Origin of the sequence: Streptomyces platensis (assembly GCF_008704855.1) — a bacterium.
Classification (GTDB): domain Bacteria; phylum Actinomycetota; class Actinomycetes; order Streptomycetales; family Streptomycetaceae; genus Streptomyces; species Streptomyces platensis.
Genome location: NZ_CP023691.1, coordinates 3,543,235 through 3,563,267, shown reverse-complemented (window position 1 = coordinate 3,563,267; position 20,033 = coordinate 3,543,235). Strand labels below are relative to the sequence as shown.

Here is a 20,033-nt window from a genome sequence, read left to right as displayed (position 1 = left end):
AGAAGGGCCGGCCGGGTCAGCCGACGGTGACACGGAAATTGAGGCTCCGGGCGCCCGCTTCGTCGGCCGCGCCGGGGCCGCAGCGTCGGCAGCGCAGCAGCCGTAAGTCCGTACGGCCCGCGCGGACGGCCTCGAAGGCCAGGTAGCGGGCGGGCCCGGCGGGCGGCGGGCCGCCGGTGGCCAGGTGTCCGCCGGTGGCTTTGAGGACGGCCGGGTCGGGGCGCGGCTCGGCGATGATCCAGCGGTAGCCGCCGGCGGCGTCGTCGGTGACCCGCACGCTGAAGCGGTCACCGGGGGAGACCACGATCTCGGTGTCGTCCGCGTCATAGACCTCCGGCGCGGACAACTGGCTGAAAACGGAGTGCAGGGCGATCAGCAGCGCGGTGATCGCGACGACGATCACCAGCGTCCTGGTGCCCCTCGATATGCCGCTGTGCTCCATCCGGCCTCCCCTTGTGCCGGGCCCGCTCCGGGCGCCGGTCCCGCACCCCGGCACGGGCGCCGGGGCCGGTGTCGATCTTCCATCGGCCCGCTTCGAACGCGCGAACTCAGAGGATCATCCAAGCCGGTATCGGGGCAGCGGAGCCGGGCGGATACCCTGGGGGGCGTGACGTTCCCGGTAGTCGGCATGGTCGGCGGCGGTCAGCTCGCCCGTATGACCCACGAGGCGGGTATCCCCCTCGGCATCAAGTTCAAGCTCCTCAGCGACACTCCGCAGGATTCCGCGGCTCAGGTGGTCGGTGATGTCGTCATTGGCGACTACCGCGATCTGGACACGCTGCGCGCCTTCGCCCGTGGCTGCGATGTGATCACCTTCGATCACGAGCACGTTCCCGCCGAGCATTTGCGGGCTCTGGAGGCCGACGGCATCCCCGTCCGGCCCGGTCCCGACGCGCTGGTGCACGCCCAGGACAAGGGGGTGATGCGGGCGAAGCTGGACGCGATCGACGTGCCCTGCCCACGGCACCGCATCGTCTCCGACCCTGCGGACGTGGAGCGCTTCGCGGCCGAGGGGGACGGGTTTCCGGTGATCCTCAAGACCGTCCGCGGCGGCTATGACGGCAAGGGGGTCTGGGTCGTACGATCCTCCAAGGACGCCGCCGAGCCGTTCCGTGCCGGGGTGCCCGTCCTCGCGGAGGAAAAGGTCGATTTCGTCCGCGAGCTGGCGGCCAACATCGTCCGTTCCCCGCACGGCCAGGCCGTTGCCTACCCGGTCGTGGAGTCCATCCAGGTCGACGGCGTCTGCGACACCGTGATCGCGCCCGCCCCCGGCCTCGACTCGGAGCTGGCCGGCCAGGCCCAGGAGCTGGCGTTGCGCATCGCCCAGGAGCTGGGAGTCGTCGGTCATCTGGCCGTCGAGCTCTTCGAGACCGCCGACGGCCGGATCCTCGTCAACGAGCTCGCCATGCGCCCGCACAACTCCGGCCACTGGACCCAGGACGGCGCGATCACCTCGCAGTTCGCCAACCACGTCCGGGCCGTGCTCGACCTCCCGCTCGGCGATCCGCGCCCGCGCGCCCGCTGGACGGTGATGGCCAACGTCCTCGGCGGCGACTACCCCGACATGTATTACGCGTACCTGCATTGCATGGCGCGGGACCCGCAGTTGAAGATCCATATGTACGGCAAGGATGTGAAGCCCGGCCGCAAGGTCGGACACGTCAACACCTACGGCGACGACCTGGCCGACGTGCGCGAGCGCGCCGCTCATGCCGCCGGCTACCTGCGAGGAACGATCACCGAATGACCTCCAGCCCCTCGCCCGAGACCCGCCCCGCCGACCCGTCCCCCGTGGTCGGCATCGTCATGGGCTCCGACTCCGACTGGCCCGTCATGGAGGCCGCCGCCCAGGCCCTCGCCGAGTTCGAGATCCCCTACGAGGTCGATGTCGTCTCCGCGCACCGGATGCCGCGCGAGATGATCGCGTACGGCGAGGAGGCGGCCGAGCGCGGCCTGAAGGCGATCATCGCGGGCGCCGGGGGCGCGGCCCACCTCCCCGGGATGCTCGCCTCGGTCACCCCGCTGCCGGTCATCGGCGTCCCCGTCCCGCTGAAGTACCTGGACGGCATGGACTCCCTCCTCTCCATCGTCCAGATGCCGGCCGGCGTGCCGGTGGCCACCGTCTCGGTCGGCGGAGCCCGTAACGCCGGGCTGCTGGCCGCCCGGATCCTCGCCACCCAGGACGCCGAACTCATGGGCCGGATGCGGGAGTTCCAGCAGGAGCTGAACGACCAGGCCACCGAGAAGGGCAAGCGGCTGCGCAGCAAGGTCACCACCCCGAACGGGTTCGGCTTCGGCGGCGCCAAGTGAGCTCCTCCCAGGAGGCGGCACGGGACCTGCTCGCCCGCTGGCCCGTCGTCGACGGTCACAACGACCTGCCCTGGGCACTGCGCGAACAGGTCAGCTACGACCTCGACCAGCGCGATATCGCCACCGACCAGTCCGCGCATCTGCACACCGATCTGCCGCGGCTGCGGGCCGGCGGCGTCGGCGCACAGTTCTGGTCGGTCTACGTCCGCTCCGACTACGCGGGCGACAAGGCCGTCACCGCCACCCTCGAACAGATCGACGTGGTCCGGCAGCTGGTCGCCCGCTACCCCGACGCGCTGCGGCTCGCCCGCACCGCCGACGACATGGAGGCGGCCCGCGCGGAAGGCCGGATCGCCTCCCTCATGGGCGCCGAGGGCGGCCACTCCATCAACAACTCGCTGGGCACCCTGCGCGCGCTCTACGAGCTGGGCGTGCGCTACATGACGCTCACCCACAACGACACCATCGACTGGGCGGACTCCGCGACCGACGAGCCGCGCCACCACGGTCTCTCGCCCTTCGGCGAGGAGGTCGTCCGGGAGATGAACCGCTGCGGGATGCTGGTCGACCTCTCGCACGTCTCGGCCGACACGATGCGGGACGCGCTGCGCGTCAGCACCGCGCCGGTGATCTTCTCGCACTCCTCCGCGCGTGCGGTCTGCGACCATCCGCGCAACATCCCCGACGACGTGCTCGCCCAGCTGCCCGCCAACGGCGGGGTCGCGATGGCCACCTTCGTGCCGAAGTTCGTGCTGCCCGCGGCCGGCGAGTGGACGCTGCGCGCCGACGAGAACATGCGCGCGCACGGGCTGCATCACCTCGACACCACCGCGGCGGGCATGACCGTCCAGCGGGCCTTCGAGGCGGCCAATCCCCGCCCGAAGGCCACCGCGGCGACCGTCGCGGACCACCTCGACCACATGCGGGAGGTCGCCGGCGTCGACCACCTCGGCATCGGCGGCGACTTCGACGGCACGGCGTTCACGCCGGACGGCCTGGCGGATGTCGCGGGCTACCCGAACTTGATCGCCGAACTCTTGGACCGTAAGTGGTCCGAGGAGGACTTGGCCAAGCTGACTTGGCGCAACGCGGTGCGGGTGCTGCGGGCGGCGGAAGCGGTAGCCTTCGGCTGATTCCCACGTTTTCGGCTTTCCCGTCGTCTGGGACCTCGCCGTTGCGCCTGCGGCGGGCCAGGTGGTTTGTGGGTGCGGTGACGGACCTCCGGGGCCGGTGTGTGGGACTGCTTCGCTTTACGTCCCACACACCGGCCCCTCCGGCCCGTCCCCTCCCGTTGGGGGAGTGAGTGACGGTGGGTGGGGGCTGGCCATTCGTAGCCAGTTCACTGCGACCGACAAGGCGCACACCGGACCACCGACATGCACCCCCACCCGCGCAGGCCCGTCACCGCACCCCAACAGCCCCGCGCAGCGGCAACGCCCGCCGCAGGCGCAACGGCGAGCAAGCCGAAAACATCGACCGAGGCAAAGCGCAGCGAAACGCACCGCGCAAGCGGGCCACAAACGGCGAGCAACCACCACGGCGGGAAAGCCGAAAACGTGGGCCGAAGACAAAGCGCAGCGGAACGCCTACTTGAGGCAAAGGCAGAACGGGTGACCCGCCGGGTCCAGATACACCCGCCAGTCGCGACCCTCCGCGTCCCCCTGGACTCGCTTCGCCCCGAGGGCGAGCACCTTGCGCTCGGCCTCGTCGATGTCCGCGCGGCGGACGTCGAAGTCGAGATGGAACTGCTGCGGCATCTCCTGGCCGGGCCACTGCGGCGGACGGTAGTCCGCCTCCGGCACCTGCTGGAAGGCGAGGGTGCGGCCGGTGGGGCCGGCGATTTCGATCCACTCGTCGTCGCCCCCGGTCACCTGCCAGTCGAGCACCTGGGCGTAGAAGTTGGCGAGCCCCCGGGCGTCGGGGCAGTCCACTGCGACGACGCCTAGTTTGATCAAACCCATGGCGTTACCTCCTCATCCACTCAACCGGTAACTTCGTTACCGCATGATGGCCGGGTATCGGTAACGTGGCAAGGGTGGCATCCCGAACAGCTCCGGATTCCCTGCGGTGTGTGCAGGATCTGGTGAACACCCTCGACATCGAGACCGGTGCGGACGCGCTGAGCGCGGACGGCGGCCCCGGCGCCCTTCTGCGTGCGTACGGGGTGTCCGAACCCGGGCCGGGCGAAGGGGAGTTGGAGACGCTTCAGGCGCTGCGGGAGGCGCTCCGGGAGGTGTGTCTGGCGCATACCGCCGGCACCGGCGTACCGGAGGGGACGGCCCGGACGCTGGAGCGGCTGTTCGCCGCCGCGCCGCTGGTGCTGGCGGTGCGTCCCGAGGGGGGCGCCGCGCTGCGGCCGGCCCCGGGGCTCGGTGGCGCCGGGCAGTTCACCGCCAAGGTCGCGGCGGGCATCGCGGCCGCGGTCGCGGACGGCACCTGGACGCGGCTCAAGGCCTGTGAGGCCCATGACTGCCGCTGGGTCTTCTACGACCGGAGCCCGGCCGGCCGCAGCCGCTGGTGCACCATGGCGGTCTGCGGCAGCCGGGCGAAGATGCGGACCTACCGCGCCCGGCGCGCGGAGTCCGGATAGGCGGGGGCGCTTACGCCTGGGGGCGGCCCAGTGCGCGGTACGTCCAGCCGGCCTTGCGCCACAGCGCCGGGTCCAGGGCGTTCCGGCCGTCCAGGATGCGGCGCTCGGCGGCCACCTCGCCCAGGGCCGCCGGGTCCAGCTCCCGGAACTCGCGCCACTCCGTCAGATGCAGCACCACATCCGCGCCGCGCACCGCCTCCAGCGCGGTGTCCGCGTACGCCAGCGTCGGGAAGAGCCGCCGGGCGTTCTCCATGCCCTTGGGGTCGTAGACGGTGACCTGGCCGCCCTGGAGGTGGATCTGGCCGGCGACATTGAGCGCGGGGGAGTCGCGGACGTCGTCCGAGTCCGGCTTGAAGGTCGCGCCCAGTACGGCGACCCGCTTGCCGAGGAAGCCGCCGCCGACCGCGTCCCGGGTCAGCTCGACCATGTGGCCGCGGCGCCGCATGTTGATGGAGTCGATCTCGCGGAGGAAGGTCAGGGCCTGGTCGGCGCCCAGCTCCCCGGCGCGGGCCATGAACGCCCGCAGGTCCTTGGGCAGGCAGCCGCCGCCGAAGCCGATACCGGCCCGGAGGAACTTCTTGCCGATCCGGTCGTCGTGCCCGATGGCCTCGGCCAGCTTCACCACATCGCCGTCGGCCGCCTCGCAGACCTCCGCCATCGCGTTGATGAAGGAGATCTTGGTCGCCAGGAAGGAGTTGGCGGAGGTCTTCACCAGCTCGGACGTCGGGTAGTCCATGACGATGAACGGCGAGCCCTCGGAGATCGGCTTGGCGTACACCTCCCGCAGCAGTTCCTCGGCCCGCTCCCCGGCCACACCGGCGACGATCCGGTCGGGGTGCAGGGTGTCCTTGACGGCGAAGCCCTCGCGCAGGAACTCCGGGTTCCAGGCCAGCTCGGCGGCCTCGCCCGCGGGGGCGGCCGCGGCCAGCCGTACGGCGAGCCGGGCCGCGCTGCCCACCGGCACCGTGGACTTGCCGACCACCAGCGTGGGCCGGGTCAGATGCGGTGCCAGCGCGTCGAACGCGCTGTCCACGTACGACATGTCGCAGGCGTACTCACCGTGCTTCTGCGGGGTGTTCACACAGACGAAGTGCACATCGCCGAAGGCCCCGGCCTCCTCGTAGGAGGTGGTGAAGCGCAGCCGGCCGCTGGACCCCTCGATCCCGGCGACATGGCGGCGCAGCAGATCCTCCAGACCGGGCTCGTACATCGGGACCTCGCCCCGCTGCAGCATCTCGATCTTCTCGGGGACCACGTCGAGACCCAGCACCTCGAAGCCCAGCTCGGCCATGGCCGCGGCGTGGGTGGCGCCGAGGTAGCCGGTGCCGATCACGGTGATCTTGAGGGGCATGGATGCTCCAAACAGGCAGGTGTGGCGCGGAGCGCCGGCGTTGAGGGGCGGTGGTCGGCGACGGGTGGGCGGAAAACGGCGCTGACCGAGCATAGTCGGGAGGGGAATGGCCTACTCCAGCCGCTTCCGGGCTGCGTGGGTAACTGTCGGCAACCTCACGTATCCGCAGCCGGGATCGGCGCCTAGAATCCGGAGAGGAATACGGGTTACTTAACGGTAGTTAGCACTAGTAGTTCAGCTCACAGGGGAGTGAGAAACCTTGGCGGGAACCGCTGATTTCGATCTGTACCGGCCATCCGAGGAGCACGACATGCTCCGCGAGTCGGTGCGCTCGCTCGCCGAGGCGAAGATCGCGCCGTTCGCCGCCGCGGTGGACGAGGAGGCCCGCTTCCCGCAGGAGGCGCTCGACGCGCTGGTCGCCAACGACCTGCACGCCGTCCACGTACCGGAGACCTACGGCGGGGCCGGTGCCGACGCGCTGGCGACCGTCATCGTCATCGAGGAGGTCGCCCGCGTCTGTGCGTCGTCCTCCCTCATCCCGGCGGTCAACAAGCTCGGCTCGCTGCCGGTGATCCTCTCCGGCTCCGAGGAGCTGAAGGCGAAGTACCTGGGCCCGCTGGCCAAGGGCGACGCGATGTTCTCGTACTGCCTGAGCGAGCCGGACGCCGGTTCGGACGCGGCCGGGATGAAGACCAAGGCCGTCCGCGACGGTGACCACTACATCCTCAACGGCGTCAAGCGCTGGATCACCAACGCCGGCGTCAGCGAGTACTACACGGTGATGGCCGTCACCGACCCGGAGAAGCGCTCCAAGGGCATCTCGGCCTTCGTCGTCGAGAAGGGCGACGAGGGCGTCTCCTTCGGCGCCCCGGAGAAGAAGCTCGGCATCAAGGGCTCCCCGACCCGCGAGGTCTACCTCGACAACGTCCGGATCCCCGCCGACCGCATGATCGGCGCGGAGGGCACCGGCTTCGCCACCGCCATGAAGACCCTGGACCACACCCGCATCACCATCGCGGCCCAGGCGCTCGGCATCGCCCAGGGCGCCCTGGACTACGCCAAGGGCTACGTCCAGGAGCGCAAGCAGTTCGGCAAGCCGATCGGTGACTTCCAGGGCGTGCAGTTCATGCTCGCCGACATGGCCATGAAGGTGGAGGCGGCCCGCCAGCTGACCTACGCCGCGGCCGCCCGCTCCGAGCGGATATCGGCCGGCGGCAAGGGCGAGGACCTGACGTTCTTCGGCGCGGCGGCCAAGTGCTACGCCTCGGACGCGGCCATGGAGATCACCACGGACGCCGTCCAGCTGCTCGGCGGCTACGGCTACACCCGTGACTACCCGGTCGAGCGGATGATGCGGGACGCCAAGATCACCCAGATCTACGAGGGCACCAACCAGGTCCAGCGGATCGTGATGGCGCGCAACCTGCCGCAGTAGCCGCACGGACAAGCAGAGGGCCCCGGACCGCAACGGCGGTCCGGGGCCCCTTTGTCTTTGCAGTCTCCGCAGTCTCCGCGGTCGGCCGCGTCAGTTGCTGCTGACCGTGACCTTCTCGTCGTTGTTGAGCTGCTGCACCAGCTGGCGGAGCTTGGTCTTGTCCCAGACCAGGTTGCCGCCGTTGCTGCCGGAGACCGGCATGTTCATGGACTTGCCCTCGCCGCCGGTGACGCCCTTCATCGCGAAGAACATGTTGCCCAGGGACCACAGGCCCATGTCCTTGTCGACGACGAGCGTGTCCAGGCCGGCGCTCATCGTCGGGTAGAGCTTGAAGGGGTTGAGGACCGTGGCGGGGGTGGCGGTCTGGCTCGCCAGCGTCGCCAGGAACTTCTGCTGGTTCTTCGTCCGGTCCAGGTCCTGCTGGGCGAAGGCGTGCCGGGTGCGGACGTAGGCGAGCGCCTGCTGGCCGTTGAGGGTCTGCTTGCCGGCCGGGAAGTCGGCGCCGGAGTCCTTGTCCTTGATCGCCTTGGGGAGGTCCATCTCGACCCCGCCGATGGCGTCCACGATGTTGGCGAAGCCGGCGAAGCCGATCTCGACGTAGTGGTCGATGTGCAGCTTGGTGTTGTACTCGATGGTGCGCACCAGCAGCTCCGGGCCGTCCTCGGCATAGGCCGCGTTGAGCTTGGTGTGCCGCCCGGTGCCCGGGTACTTCTTGCCGGAGTCCGAGCCGATGTACGTGGGTATCTCCACGTCCGAGTCACGCGGCAGGGATATCAGCGTCGGGCCGTTGCTGCCGTCGTGCAGGATCATCATCGAGTCGGTGCGCTTGCCCTCGGCGGAGCCGGTGTGCAGCTTGCGCTTCTGCTCGGCGGTCATGCCCGCGCGGCTGTCCGAGCCGACGATCAGGTAGTTCGTGCCGTCGCCGGTCTCCGGGCGGTCGATGACCTTGCTCAGGTCGACCTTGCGGCGGAGCTTGCCGTCGGCCCAGAAGTAGGTGGCGACCGAGGTGACCGCCAGCACCGCGACCAGGGTGATGACCGTCCACTTGATGCGCTTGCCCCACTGCGGGCGCGGCCGGCCGGGGCGGCCCGGGCCGTAGCCGTCGTCGTGGCCGCCACCGCCGCCGCGGCCACCGCCGTAGACCTGGCCGGTGTTGTAGCCGTCGTCGTATGAATCGTCGTAGCCCTGGGACTGCTGCGGCGGTACGGACGCCCCCCTGCGCGGGGACATCGACGCCGGCATCGGAGGCTCGTGCCGCTGATAGCCGGGGCCTGCGTCACGCCGCACCTGGGGCATGGCGCGCGCACCCTCCGGCTCGGCACTGCCACTGCCGTATCCGTACCGGTTGCCGCTCTGGTCGCCGGACCACCCGTTGGGCCACTCATTCATACGGGGAAGTGTGCACGCCATAAGGGGGTGCTCCATAGGGCGGGTGCCGGATCGGGCCACTGCTGTTGCAGAGCTGATGCAAAGCTACGGCGGCCTTCCGCCGCATACCGCAAGCGGCCATGACCATTCCGACCTGCACTAATGGAAGCAACCATTCCGGATGGATTCCGGCGGCGGCCATGAGACCTGTGTCACGGACCTGCGCATATGGCGAGACCAGTCTCACGACGGGGGCGGGGTGGGGCCGTACGGGTGCCGCTTAGGCTGGTTCCATGACCGAACTCGTCACCGACAACCCCGAGGACGAGGTGGTGGGCAAGCCCACTTCCGTGTCCCGCATCACACTCAGCCACATCATGACGGCGGGTGACACGAACCTCCTGGGAACGGTGCACGGCGGCGTGATCATGAAGCTCGTCGACGACGCGGCGGGCGCGGTGGCCGGCCGCCACTCCGGCGGACCGGCCGTGACCGCCTCCATGGACGAGATGGCCTTCCTCGAACCGGTCCGGATCGGCGACCTCGTGCATGTCCGCGCCCAGGTCAACTGGACCGGGCGCTCCTCGATGGAGGTCGGCGTACGGGTCCTGGCCGAGCGCTGGAACGAGTCCAGCCCGGCCCAGCAGGTCGGCTCCGCCTACCTCGTCTTCGCCGCCGTCGACGAGCAGGGCAAGCCGCGCCGGGTGCCGCCGGTGCTCCCCGAGACCGAGCGTGACAAGCGCCGCTACCAGGAGGCGCAGATCCGCCGGACGCACCGCCTCGCCCGCCGTCGCGCGATCATGGAGCTGCGCGAACGGCGCGCCGCGGAAGGCCTCGACGACGCATAGCGGCGACCCCGAGCTGCGCTGCCAGCGCCAGCCCCGTACCGATGACGGTGCCGGCCGCCGCGCAGATCACATCGTCGATATCGGCGATCCGCCCGGCCCGCATCAGCAGCTGCGCCGTCTCGATGACCAGGCACAGCCCCACGCCCAGCAGGAACGCCCCGGCGGCCGACGCGCGCGGCGCGGCGAACCGCAGCAGCAGCGGTGCGGGCACGAACAGCGCGGCATTGGCGATCTGCCGCCGCACCAGCATCGCCAGCTCCCCGGGCTCCAGCTGGGCGCCCAGGTCGAACAGTCCCTCACCGGGCCGCCACCACACCGTCGCGTCCCCGGAGCCGACCGGCTGGCTCGGTGCGAGCGTCGCCAGCAGGAACAGCAGCAGCCAGCCGGCCAGCAGCGCACGGGCCGTGGTGCGCGGTGTGCCGCTGTCCGGGACGAGCGCCGTCCACAGGGCGAGCGCCACCGCCGCCGCCAGCGCCAGGACCAGGCAGAGCGCCGCCGTGGTGGGCGTGACGCCCAGCACAACCTGCCACACAGTGCGCCCCTTTCAGGAAATCCGATACATCTCGTACATCCCGTGCATCTCACCCATCGCGGGCCTCAATCGCAGGTCCACTTTGTGACGTAGAGCGTCTCTCCCCGCTCCATGACGCCCCGGATGCACTCCTCCGCGAGCATCTCCACCCGGCCGCTCAGCCCGACCGCACCGCCCTGGGTCCGCCGGGTGCCGAACCAGCCGGGGAAGGCGGTGATCCTCTCGTTCTTGCGCTGGTAGCCGAGCCGCACGGCGATCTCGTCGAGACCGGCCGCCGACCCGCTCCGCCGGTAGGTCGCGGTGTACATCCCGTCGGCCCCCACCGGCCCCTGGAGACACAGCTGGCCGCGCACCAGCTCCCCGCAGCCGGTCGGGGCGGGAGGCGCCGGCGGCGCCGCGGCGGCGGTGGCCGCGACCAGGCACAGCGCGGCGGTGGCCACCGTGACCCGGCGGGCGCGGCAGCGGGCGTCCGGGCGGCGCACGGGCGGCCGGGGCGCGGTACGGCGGGGCGCGGGGACACTCATGCCGAACCCTCGCTTCGCTCGGCCCCGCAGGCGCGAGGCACGCACCCTTTGGCGATGATCCCCCGGCCGCCGGAAGGGGGAACCCTCCTGCTCCGCTCGCTCATGGGCACACCGCCTCGTCCCCGGTGATCGCCGAGATCCGGCCCGGCTTCTGCGGCGGCTCCTCGGCCCGTACCCGCTGCACCGCCCCCTGGCTCCGGCCCACCGTCACCTGCATCACCGGACCCCGCCCGGCCGCCGGCCGTAGCTCCGTGCCGGGCAGCGCGGCGGCCAGCGAGCGGGCCGAGCGGTCCCAGCGCGGGTCGTAGACGATGACGGTCCGGGGCACCTTGCCGTGGGCGGCGTTGCCCGGCACGCCGGTCGTGGCGAAGCCGCTGGCGCGCAGCTCCTCCGCCACCGTGGCGGCGAGGCCGGTCCGGTCGCTGCCGTTGTCGACCCGCACCTGGACCTGGCCCGGCGGGATGTCCACGACCCTGGCCCGCGGCTCGTCCCGGTCCCGGGGCACCGTGATCGGCTGGTCCTCGCGGATCGCCCGGAACAGCTTCGGCGCCTGCACCGGGTCCCAGCGCACGGTCGAGCCGACGCCCGGCACCGGCTGGGCCACATCACCCAGCGGCACGGACGTGAACTCCGAGGACGACGGGGTGAAACCGCGCATCGCCTGCCCGAGGTCGACCAGGTCGTTGGCCCCGAAGCCCGAATCGGCCCGTACGGACCGGAGCATCGTGTCGGCGACGTCCCTGAAGCGGATGGGGTTCATCAGCACTCCGGAGGAGGTGATCTTGTGGATGAGAGCGGCCAGGAAGCGCTGCTGGCGCTGTATCCGGCCGAGGTCGGCGGAGCCGTCGACATGCCGCGAGCGCACGTACTGAAGCGCCTGGCCGCCGTTGAGCCGCGACTTGCCGACCGGCAGATCCAGCCCCGTGAAGCTGTCGCGCAGCGGCCGTACCGTGCAGATCTCCACCCCGCCGACCGCGTCCACGCTGCGCATGAAGCTGGTGAAGTCGACCTCCAGGTAGTGGTCGATATGCACCCCCGTCATGTGCTCGACGGTCCGCACGGTGAGGCTGGGGCCGCCCTCGGCATAGGCCGCGTTCAGCTTGATGGGGTGCTCGGCGCGCCGGCGGCCGGTGACGGCGTCCGTGTGCGCGGGGACCTCGGCGTAGGAGTCGCGGGGCAGGCTGATCACGCTGGCGCGGTCCCGGTCGGCGGAGAGGTGCACCAGCATCAGGGTGTCGGTGCAGTGACAGGGCGCTCCGCCCAGGTGGTACTTCTGCTTCTCCGCCGCGGTGAGCCGGTCGCGCCCGTCCGTGCCGACGACCAGGAAGTTCAGCCCGTCGCCGCCTCCGGGCCGGTTGCTCATGCCCTTGAAGGCGTCCACCCGGCCGATGCCGCTCTCCACCCCGGTGACCACGGCGTGCCCGACGCCGCTCGCCGCCAGCAGCAGCACGGACACGACGGCGCCGATCCGCAGCCCCCAGCGCGTGCCCGGCGGGCGCCGGCGCGTAACAGGCCGGGCGGCCCGGCGCCGGGCCGGACGGGGGGAGCGGAACGGCGCGGTCACGGGGGACACCTCCGCGGCTGGACGGCGTGAGCGGGGCCCGGCGGGGAGCGGGCCGCACGGGAACGGGGCAGCAGGGGAGCGGGGCAAGCCGGTATCAATCGGACGAGGACACCGTAGGTCCATATGATCGGCCGCAAAGCACCACACGCCGGGTATCCGGCATCCGGCCACCCGGCTGCGTCCGGGGGCACCCCCCATTCGCGGTAACGTGGGCGCGATTCTGCAGTCTCCCGGCGGGCGCTGCCGTCGCTGGCGGCTCCGCCGCGGGCCGTACCCCCGAGGAACCATGCCGCAGCAGCAGCCCCCGGCCGTCTCCGTGATCATGCCGGTGCTCAATGAGGAACGTCACCTGCGCAATTCGGTCCGGCACATCCTGGAGCAGGAGTACGCCGGTGAGATGGAGGTGGTGATCGCCCTCGGCCCGTCCACGGACCGTACGGACGAGATCGCCGCCGAGCTCGTCGCCGAGGACGCCCGGGTGCACACGGTGCCCAACCCCACCGGCCGCACGCCCGCCGCGCTGAACGCCGCGATCAAGGCCTCCCGGCACCCGATCGTGGTGCGCGTCGACGGCCACGGCATGCTCTCGCCGAATTACATCGCCACCGCCGTGCGCCTCCTGGAGGAGACCGGCGCCGCGAACGTCGGCGGCATCATGCACGCCGAGGGTGAGAACGCCTGGGAGGACGCGGTCGCCGCGGCGATGACCTCCAAGATCGGCGTGGGCAATGCCGCCTTCCACACCGGAGGTCAGGCGGGCCCCGCCGAGACCGTCTACCTCGGCGTCTTCCGCCGCGAGGCGCTGGAGCAGCAGGGCGGCTACAACGAGGAGTTCATCCGCGCCCAGGACTGGGAGCTGAACTTCCGCATCCGGGAGGCCGGAGGCGCGATCTGGTTCTCGCCCGAGCTGAAGGTCCAGTACCGCCCGCGGCCCAGCGTCAAGGCGCTGGCCAAGCAGTACAAGGACTACGGCAAGTGGCGCCATGTCGTCGCCCGCTACCACGCCGGTTCGATCAACCTGCGCTACCTCGCACCGCCGACCGCGGTGTGCGCCATCGCGGCGGGCCTGGTGATCGGCGCCGCCGTCACCCCCTGGGGCCTGGTCGTCCCGGCCGGCTATCTCGCCGCCATCACCGCGGGCTCGGTACCGGCCGGCAAGGGGCTGTCGCTCAAGGCCCGCGTCCAGATCCCGGTCGCCCTGGCCACCATGCACCTGGCCTGGGGTGCGGGCTTCCTGACCAGCCCCCGCTCACTCGCCAAGCGGGTCATCGCCAGCCGCCGCCCGGCGGTCATGACGCCGGCGGCGGAGGCCGAGTAACCGGGGCCGAGTAGCCGGGCCCTGCCCTCTACACCCGCCCACCCCCCGAAGGGGGGTGGGCGGCGGGGAAAAAACCAACTGGGCCGCCGCGCAACGCCAACCGCGGCCGCCCCGGCCCCCGGGGGCACCCAGAAGCAGCCGACCCGGTCCCCCGCCTGGAAGCGGCAGCCCGGGCCACCGCCTGGAAGCGGAAGCCCCAGCCCCCCGCCTGGAAGCGGCAGCCCCGCCCCCCGCCTAGAAGGCGTACGACGGATTCACCTTCATACAGGCCTTGGTGTCCTGGCCGTTGAGCGCGTCCGCGCTGTCCGGGGCCTTGTCCGCGCCCTTCTCGTCGCCCGGCTGTTCCGGGTACGCCGAGCCGGTGCGCCAGTCGTTGCCGACGACCAGCCGCATGCCGGTGGCCGAACTCGACTCCCGGACCGCGTCCTTGGGGAGTCCGAGCGCCTTCGCCAGGGCCAGGGCGTCGCCCCGCTGCGCCTTGTCCCGGTACGTGACCGTGGTGTCGGCCTGGGTGGTGAGCGCGGAGTCGGTGCCGGCCGCGGTGTAGCCCAGCCCGGACAGCTGCTGCTGAAGGGCCGATGCGCGGCCGGAGACCGGGCCGTTCACCGTGCTGTTGGTGCCGTTCTGCACGACAACCTTCAGCTGGTCCTTGGGAGTTGACGGCTTGGGGGCCGGGGCGGCCTTCTTCTTCTTGTCCTTGCCGTCCAGCGCGGTGTCGTTGCGCAGCAGCCCGAAGGTCGCCTCCGCGTCGCCGGGCTTGGGCATGACATACGACTCGCCGGGGCCGTACTGCCAGGGCATGGTGACCATCGTGATGCGCTTGGTCGGCACCCGGCTGAGATCGCCGCCGAGGTCGTAGAGCTTCTTGACGGTGTCGAGCCCGTCGTCGACGGTCAGCGCGTTGGTCGCCGCCTCCGCCAGATCGCGCAGCTCCCCGGGGTTGGTGAGCTTGGCGTCCTTCTTCAGCTGACGGACCATCGAGTTCATGTACATGTGCTGGGCCTTGGCCCGGCCGATGTCGGTGTTGTCCTCGAAGCCGTAACGGGTGCGCAGCCACTGGAGAGCCTGGACGCCCTTGACGGAGTGGGTGCCCTTGGTGAGCTTCAGCCCGCTGCCGTGGCCCTTGCTGTCGTGCGAGTAGACGTTCCCGTCGACGCAGACCGGGACGCCGCCGATGGCGTCCGCCATCTCCACCACGCCGCCGAAGTCGACCATCATGAAGTGGTCGATGTAGATGCCGGTCAGCTCCTGCCAGGTGGCGAGGGTGCAGCCCGGACCGCCGTGCTGGAGCGACTGGTTGATGGCCGCGGAGGTCTGCGGAAAGACCTCATGGGTCTTCGGGTCGGTGCACCGGGGGATCGTCACCCGGGTGTCCCGCGGGATGGAGATCACCGACATGTTGCTGCGGTCCGCCGAGACATGCAGCAGCATCTGCACATCGGCGAGCGGCTTGCGGTCGGCGTCCTGACGGGCGCCGCCGAGCTCGATGTTCTTGGCGTTGTTCCGGCCGTCGGAGCCCAGCAGCAGGATGTTCAGCGGGCTCTGCCCGAAGGCGTTGGGGTCCGGCTTCTTCAGGCCGCCGCCGCCCAGGGACCGCGGCGCCTTGCGGAGGTTGGCGTTGAGGTGCTCGTAGTACCAGTAGCCGGCACCCGCGCCGCCCACTATCAGGACGGCGAGGGTGAGGGCGGTCCACCGCAGCACCTTGCGGCCCCTGCGGCGCGGCTGCCCCCCTCGGCGGTGCCCGCCGCCGTCGGCGGGCACCTCTCCGTCCCCGTCCGCGGCGGCCACGGCACTGCCTTCGGGCGGCGTCCAGCCGGGTGCGTCCGGGGGCAGCCCCTGGTCCTCGTGGACGCCGTCGTCCCGGCCGGTCTCCGCTGCTTCCGGCCTGCGTCTCCGACGCGACCGGTCCCCGCGCACACTGCTCTGCCCCATTCGGCCCTCTCCCCGTTGTCAGTCGTGCGCTCGGCGCCTCGGCGGGGCGGCCGGATCCTGCTCAGATCACTTTGCGCAGACGTTCTTGTCATCTGCATTGACGTTCTGTACCCCGTCCGGGGTTTCGGTCGGCGCCTCGATCGGTGAACCCGGTGCCTTGAAGTCCTTGCCGAGGACCAGCTTCATCGGCTGGCGGTCACCGGCGTTCTGCCCGGACTTCTTCAGCGCGCTCTTGGGCAGCCCCATCCAGTCGGCCAGAGTGGCGGCCTGGTCGGCCTGGTTGGGAGCGTATTCGAGGCGGGTGGCGGCCAGCTTCGCCGGCGCGTTGCCGGCGTTGGTGGAGAGCTTGGCGGCCTTGGTGTTCTGGAGCCAGTCCACGGTCTCCTGGGCCGAGCCGATCGGTCCGCCGCCGTTGGTGACATCGACGCGTACCGCCTCGGGCGGGGCCTTCTTGACCGGGGCGGACTTCTTGCCCTTGCCCTTCTTGCCCTTGGCCAGGGTGTGGTCCGCCCGCACCATCGCGAACAGCGGGTCCGCCGCGGTCTTGTTGAGAATGACGGTGGCCGGGTCCTTGGGGTTGTCCAGCACCGGCACCGTGGCGAAGGTGATCTTGTCGATGTCGACCTTCTTGAGGTCGTTGCCGAAGTCCAGCAGCTTGCCCGCCGTGCCGATACCGGTGTCGACGGTGAGCGCCTTGGTCGCCGCCTGGCTGACGTCGTAGAGCTTGCCCGGGCTGCTGAACGCGCTGGACTTCAGCTTGCGGATCAGCGAGCTGAGGAATTGCTGCTGCATCTTGATCCGGTCCAGGTCGCTGCCGAATCCGATGGCGTGCCGGGTACGGACGAACGCCAGCGCCTGCTCACCCTTGACGGTGTGCCGGCCGGCCTTCAACTTCAGGTGCGACTTGGGGTCGTTGAGGTCCTTGGCCGCGCACACCTCGACGCCGTCCACCGCGGTGGACAGCTCCTTGACGGCGTTGAAGTCGGCCATCATGAAGTGGTTGATCTTCAGCCCGGTCATCTTCTCGACGGTGCGCCAGGTGCAGCCGGGGTCCCGGCCCTCCTGGCCCAGGCTGGTGTTGAAGCGCACCTGGCTCTCGGCCGGGATGGTCTTCTTCGAGCCGTCCTTCTGCTTCGTGGGGCAGTTGGGGATGTCGGTGATCATGTCGCGCGGGATGCTCAGCGCGGTGGCGTTCGTCCGGTCCTTGGAGATGTGCATCAGGATCGTGGTGTCCGCGTGCCCGACACTGCCGGCGTCGCCGTAGCCCCCGTTGCCCTTTCCGGAGCGGGAGTCGGTGCCGATGATCAGGAGGTTCACCGGGCCTTCGGACACCGCGTCGTTCTCCACGCCGACATCGACCTTGGAGATGTTGCCGTCCAGCTCTTGGTAGATGTAGTACGCGGCGCCGCAGCCGGCGACAAGCACGAAGCCCACCACACCGGCGGTCCAGTGCAGCGCCCGCTTCTTCCCCGACTTCTTCGGCTTGCGCTTGCGGCGGCCAGCCGGGCCCGCCTCCGCCGCCGTCGCCGTGCGGGCGGCGGCAGCACGGCGCGCCGCCCGGCCGCCGGCCGGACGCTCACCGTCCCCGTCCGCGTCGCTCTCGTCCCGCCGGCCGCGCTGGGTCGGCAGCGGTCGGGTGTCGGTGTCGCCGACCTCGGCGTCCCGCTTACGGGCGCGTCTGCCGGCCGCAGTGCGGTCGGAGGACCGAGCGGCGGCTTGACCAGGGTCAAGCCGCAGTTCGTAGTTGCCGGTGTCCGGATCGAACACCCACTGATCGGCGGGATCGACGTTGTTGTCGCCCGCTCGCCCACGGCCTTGCGCGTCCACGGTGCCTTGAGTCCTCCGTCGGTGCCACGCGGCGCCATCCCCTCAAGGCGCTCGGTAGGTCGATCGAGATTGCTGGTTCATCGGTCGGCTTGGTCGAGCGACCGGATCGCTCACACTATCCGCCCAGTTCAGCGCCCCGCGACGCTCGTGACAAATTCCACTTACCTACAACTGGGCAATCCGCCCAATCCATTCGAGTCGTCGGCTTGTTTTGCGGCCTCTTTATTCACAGACCCCGTGTTCCGCCGTCGTCCCGGGAAACGCCGGACCCGAACTCGGCGCGGGTGCGGACGGGGTGTCCGGCCGGCCGTCCGAAGATCCGTTTCCGGTGCGGACCGGTTCCTCCGCGGCGTTCTGCGGGGGCGTCACGGTCACCGGAAGATCCCTGTGCAGCCGCGCGAAGAGCCGCCCGGCGTCCGGCTGCCGCAGCTCATCGCGATTGGGGTCCAGGTGGTACTCCTGCCGCGGCACGGTCATGAACTGAACCCGGTCGGTAGGAATACGGCGGGTGCTGCGCACCAATTCGTACAGCTCCCTCAGGGAAGCGAGCCCGCTGTCCGTGGTGAGTGAACTCGTCGCGGCATCCAGCACCGGATACAGCCGCGTCGGATTGAGCAGGACACCATTGCTCTGCACTTTCTTCACGAGTGCGCCAAGAAATCGCTGTTGCCTCTCCATGCGCTGGGTATCGCTGCCGTTGCCCAGACTCTTTCGTGCCCGTACGTAACCGAGCGCATTCTCACCGTGCAGGGTCTGCCGACCCGCGGGCAGGGTGAGCTGCGCCTCGGGATCGTGCACCGGATGCGGCAGGCAGACCTCGACGCCGTCCACCGCGTCCACCATCTTCGTGAAGCCGACGAAGTCGATGATCAAGTAGTGGTCGATCCGGATCCCGGTCAGCTTCTCGACCGTACGGATCGTGCAGGCCGGGCCGCCCACCGCGAACGCCTCGTTGAACGGGGCCGGCAGCGGTGCGGTCTCCGTGCCGCCCGGGCGCTTGCAGTGCGGCAGCTCGACCATCAGATCGCGCGGGAGGCTCACCGCGGTGGCGCTCTGCCGGTCCGCCGCGAGGTGCAGCAGCATCGTGGTGTCCGCGCGCTGGCCGCGGCTGTGGCCGTAGCGGACATTGCCGCCGCTACGGCTGTCGGAGCCGATCAGCAGCACGTTCCCGGCGTTCGGCGGTCCCGCCGGCGGCCGCTCGGACTCCCACTTCCGCAGCTCCCGCTCGGTGGCGCTGTCGGTGTGGATATTGCCGTTGAGCTTGGCGTACACGGCCCAGCCGGTACCGGCCCCGGCCAGCACGAAACCGGCGATCCCGAGCGCGGCCCAGCGGCGCCGGTGCCACCGGTGCGGCGGGATGCGCGGCGGCCCCGGCCCGTCCGCTCCCCGGCCCCCGGCCGGGCGCGCGGCCCAGCCGGCGAACCTGGGGGGCTCGGGGGTCTCGGTCACCTGTGCGTCCATCCCTCACGGAGTCGGCGTCGCGCCCGCACGCAGGCTCGGACGGAACAAGAGACGGACGAAACCCGCGCATGGTTGTACGTACTCAAGATCCTGGCCTGAAACGGACGTACCGGCCCGCCCTGAGGGCGTCCGGTCCGCCGGACGGGGGAGCTCCGCTTCCTCAGTGCGGCAGCGGCACCCGGAACGTGATCTTCTCGCTGTTCTCCCGGTCGGCCATGGCCTCGGCGCCCAGCCGGTCCAGGTGGCGGCACAGCACCACGGAGCCGCCGGTCGCCAGCGGCGCGTACAGCCCGTACGACAGGCCCTGCCAGGTGTCGTAGCCCAGCCCCGACAGCACCCGGGGCGCCGCCGGCAGCCCGGCCGCTTCCGCGTCCGCCAGCGCGCGGGCCACGGTCCCGGCCCCGGTCAGCTCCTCGCCGCCGACGGCCAGCGCAGCGGCACCCGCGTCCACCGGCGCGAACGGCGCGAACCGGTCACCCTGGCCCGGCACCTCGACGGCGTAGTCCGCGAAGCCCGCCGGGGGCTGCGGGAAGCGGCCGCCCAGCGGGCGCAGCGCCAGCGCCACCCGCTCCCCGGAACAGGCCAGCGCCGCCTCCAGCCGGTCCGGCCCGGCGACCACGAGATCGGCGGCGGCCGGATCGCCGTCCACCTCCGCCACCACGCCCACGGACGAACAGGCCAGCAGCCAGACGGCGGTCTGCCAGTGCGCGGGCAGCAGCAGCGCGAGCCGGTCACCTGGCTCGGCGGCCAGATCGCCCTGGAGGTAGTTGGCGGTCTTGGCCACCCAATTGGCGAAGGTCGCGACGGACAGTTCCACGCGCTCGCCGGTGGCGTCGTCGTAGAAGGTCACCAGCGGGCGGGCCGGGTCCGCGGCGAGCGCGGAACTCAGCAGGTCGGCGGGGGTGCGATCGGTGGCGTTCATCGCGGCCAGGGTACGCGCGACGGCGGTTCGCGGCGGGCCGGGCCCGGCGGG

18 protein-coding genes are annotated in these 20,033 nt (G+C 71.0%); 7 read left to right on the top strand and 11 right to left on the bottom strand.

Features of this window, described 5'->3' with window-relative positions; all coding sequences use genetic code 11:
- Nucleotides 1-16 precede the first annotated feature (16 nt).
- Nucleotides 17-442, bottom strand: coding sequence for a hypothetical protein (locus tag CP981_RS15525; protein WP_244329663.1), 426 nt, complete (start codon nucleotides 440-442; stop codon nucleotides 17-19).
- Between the two features lie 186 nt (nucleotides 443-628).
- Here CP981_RS15525 and CP981_RS15520 point away from each other — a divergent pair, with 186 nt between their 5' ends.
- From CP981_RS15520 to CP981_RS15510, 3 genes are read left to right on the top strand one after another with little or no spacing between them, the layout of a single operon-like run.
- On the top strand, nucleotides 629-1,747 hold the full coding sequence (locus tag CP981_RS15520; RefSeq protein WP_244330043.1) for a 5-(carboxyamino)imidazole ribonucleotide synthase: 1,119 nt from the start codon (nucleotides 629-631) through the stop codon (nucleotides 1,745-1,747).
- The gene (gene purE, locus CP981_RS15515) at nucleotides 1,744-2,310 is read left to right on the top strand and encodes a 5-(carboxyamino)imidazole ribonucleotide mutase (protein WP_085926363.1); all 567 of its coding nucleotides are present in this window, start codon (nucleotides 1,744-1,746) and stop codon (nucleotides 2,308-2,310) included. Before CP981_RS15520 ends, purE begins: the two co-directional genes overlap by 4 nt.
- Nucleotides 2,307-3,443, top strand: coding sequence for a dipeptidase (locus tag CP981_RS15510; protein ID WP_085926364.1), 1,137 nt, complete (start codon nucleotides 2,307-2,309; stop codon nucleotides 3,441-3,443). The genes purE and CP981_RS15510 overlap by 4 nt, the downstream gene beginning before the upstream one ends.
- A 453-nt stretch (nucleotides 3,444-3,896) precedes the next feature.
- On the opposite strand, the gene CP981_RS15505 is transcribed toward CP981_RS15510, so the two are convergent.
- Nucleotides 3,897-4,271, bottom strand: coding sequence for a VOC family protein (locus CP981_RS15505; protein ID WP_085927951.1), 375 nt, complete (start codon nucleotides 4,269-4,271; stop codon nucleotides 3,897-3,899).
- 74 nt (nucleotides 4,272-4,345) lie between these two features.
- Between CP981_RS15505 and CP981_RS15500 the strand changes: the two genes are divergently transcribed.
- Entirely contained in the window at nucleotides 4,346-4,900 is a 555-nt protein-coding gene (locus CP981_RS15500; protein ID WP_167536103.1) for a CGNR zinc finger domain-containing protein, read from the top strand.
- A 10-nt stretch (nucleotides 4,901-4,910) separates the two neighbouring features.
- On the opposite strand, the gene CP981_RS15495 is transcribed toward CP981_RS15500, so the two are convergent.
- Nucleotides 4,911-6,251 carry a UDP-glucose dehydrogenase family protein gene (locus tag CP981_RS15495; protein WP_085927949.1) on the bottom strand — a complete coding sequence of 447 codons (1,341 nt, stop codon included), beginning with the start codon at nucleotides 6,249-6,251 and terminating at the stop codon, nucleotides 4,911-4,913.
- A gap of 259 nt (nucleotides 6,252-6,510) precedes the next feature.
- On the opposite strand from CP981_RS15495, the gene CP981_RS15490 reads away from it, so the two are divergent.
- Nucleotides 6,511-7,686 (top strand): acyl-CoA dehydrogenase family protein, encoded by a 1,176-nt coding sequence (locus tag CP981_RS15490; protein WP_085927948.1) that lies wholly within the window; start codon nucleotides 6,511-6,513, stop codon nucleotides 7,684-7,686.
- Between the two features lie 90 nt (nucleotides 7,687-7,776).
- Here CP981_RS15490 and CP981_RS15485 read toward each other — a convergent pair whose 3' ends face one another.
- The gene (locus CP981_RS15485; RefSeq protein WP_085927947.1) at nucleotides 7,777-9,075 is read right to left on the bottom strand and encodes an LCP family protein; all 1,299 of its coding nucleotides are present in this window, start codon (nucleotides 9,073-9,075) and stop codon (nucleotides 7,777-7,779) included.
- Nucleotides 9,076-9,347: 272 nt separating this feature from the next.
- On the opposite strand from CP981_RS15485, the gene CP981_RS15480 reads away from it, so the two are divergent.
- Nucleotides 9,348-9,902: an acyl-CoA thioesterase gene (locus CP981_RS15480; protein ID WP_085927946.1), complete on the top strand. Its 555-nt coding sequence runs from the start codon at nucleotides 9,348-9,350 to the stop codon at nucleotides 9,900-9,902.
- Here CP981_RS15480 and CP981_RS15475 read toward each other — a convergent pair.
- From CP981_RS15475 to CP981_RS15465, 3 genes are all read right to left on the bottom strand, one after another.
- Nucleotides 9,853-10,434 carry a VanZ family protein gene (locus CP981_RS15475; RefSeq protein WP_085927945.1) on the bottom strand — a complete coding sequence of 194 codons (582 nt, stop codon included), beginning with the start codon at nucleotides 10,432-10,434 and terminating at the stop codon, nucleotides 9,853-9,855. The genes CP981_RS15480 and CP981_RS15475 overlap by 50 nt on opposite strands.
- Nucleotides 10,435-10,499: 65 nt before the next feature.
- The gene (locus CP981_RS15470; protein WP_085927944.1) at nucleotides 10,500-10,958 is read right to left on the bottom strand and encodes a hypothetical protein; all 459 of its coding nucleotides are present in this window, start codon (nucleotides 10,956-10,958) and stop codon (nucleotides 10,500-10,502) included.
- A 100-nt stretch (nucleotides 10,959-11,058) separates the two neighbouring features.
- Nucleotides 11,059-12,522 (bottom strand): LCP family protein, encoded by a 1,464-nt coding sequence (locus CP981_RS15465; protein ID WP_085927943.1) that lies wholly within the window; start codon nucleotides 12,520-12,522, stop codon nucleotides 11,059-11,061.
- A 286-nt stretch (nucleotides 12,523-12,808) separates the two neighbouring features.
- Between CP981_RS15465 and CP981_RS15460 the strand changes: the two genes are divergently transcribed.
- Nucleotides 12,809-13,840 carry a glycosyltransferase family 2 protein gene (locus CP981_RS15460; RefSeq protein ID WP_085927942.1) on the top strand — a complete coding sequence of 344 codons (1,032 nt, stop codon included), beginning with the start codon at nucleotides 12,809-12,811 and terminating at the stop codon, nucleotides 13,838-13,840.
- Between the two features lie 234 nt (nucleotides 13,841-14,074).
- On the opposite strand, the gene CP981_RS15455 is transcribed toward CP981_RS15460, so the two are convergent.
- From CP981_RS15455 to CP981_RS15440, 4 genes are all read right to left on the bottom strand, one after another.
- Nucleotides 14,075-15,772, bottom strand: a complete 1,698-nt coding sequence (locus tag CP981_RS15455; RefSeq protein ID WP_085927941.1) for an LCP family protein — start codon at nucleotides 15,770-15,772, stop codon at nucleotides 14,075-14,077.
- A 66-nt stretch (nucleotides 15,773-15,838) separates the two neighbouring features.
- Nucleotides 15,839-17,599, bottom strand: a complete 1,761-nt coding sequence (locus CP981_RS15450) for an LCP family protein (protein ID WP_085927940.1) — start codon at nucleotides 17,597-17,599, stop codon at nucleotides 15,839-15,841.
- 222 nt (nucleotides 17,600-17,821) lie between these two features.
- A complete protein-coding gene (locus tag CP981_RS15445; RefSeq protein WP_085927939.1) occupies nucleotides 17,822-19,060 on the bottom strand; it encodes an LCP family protein in 1,239 nt (412 codons plus the stop codon).
- 160 nt (nucleotides 19,061-19,220) lie between these two features.
- Nucleotides 19,221-19,982 carry a TIGR03089 family protein gene (locus CP981_RS15440; protein ID WP_085927938.1) on the bottom strand — a complete coding sequence of 254 codons (762 nt, stop codon included), beginning with the start codon at nucleotides 19,980-19,982 and terminating at the stop codon, nucleotides 19,221-19,223.
- Between the last annotated feature and the right edge of the window lie 51 nt (nucleotides 19,983-20,033).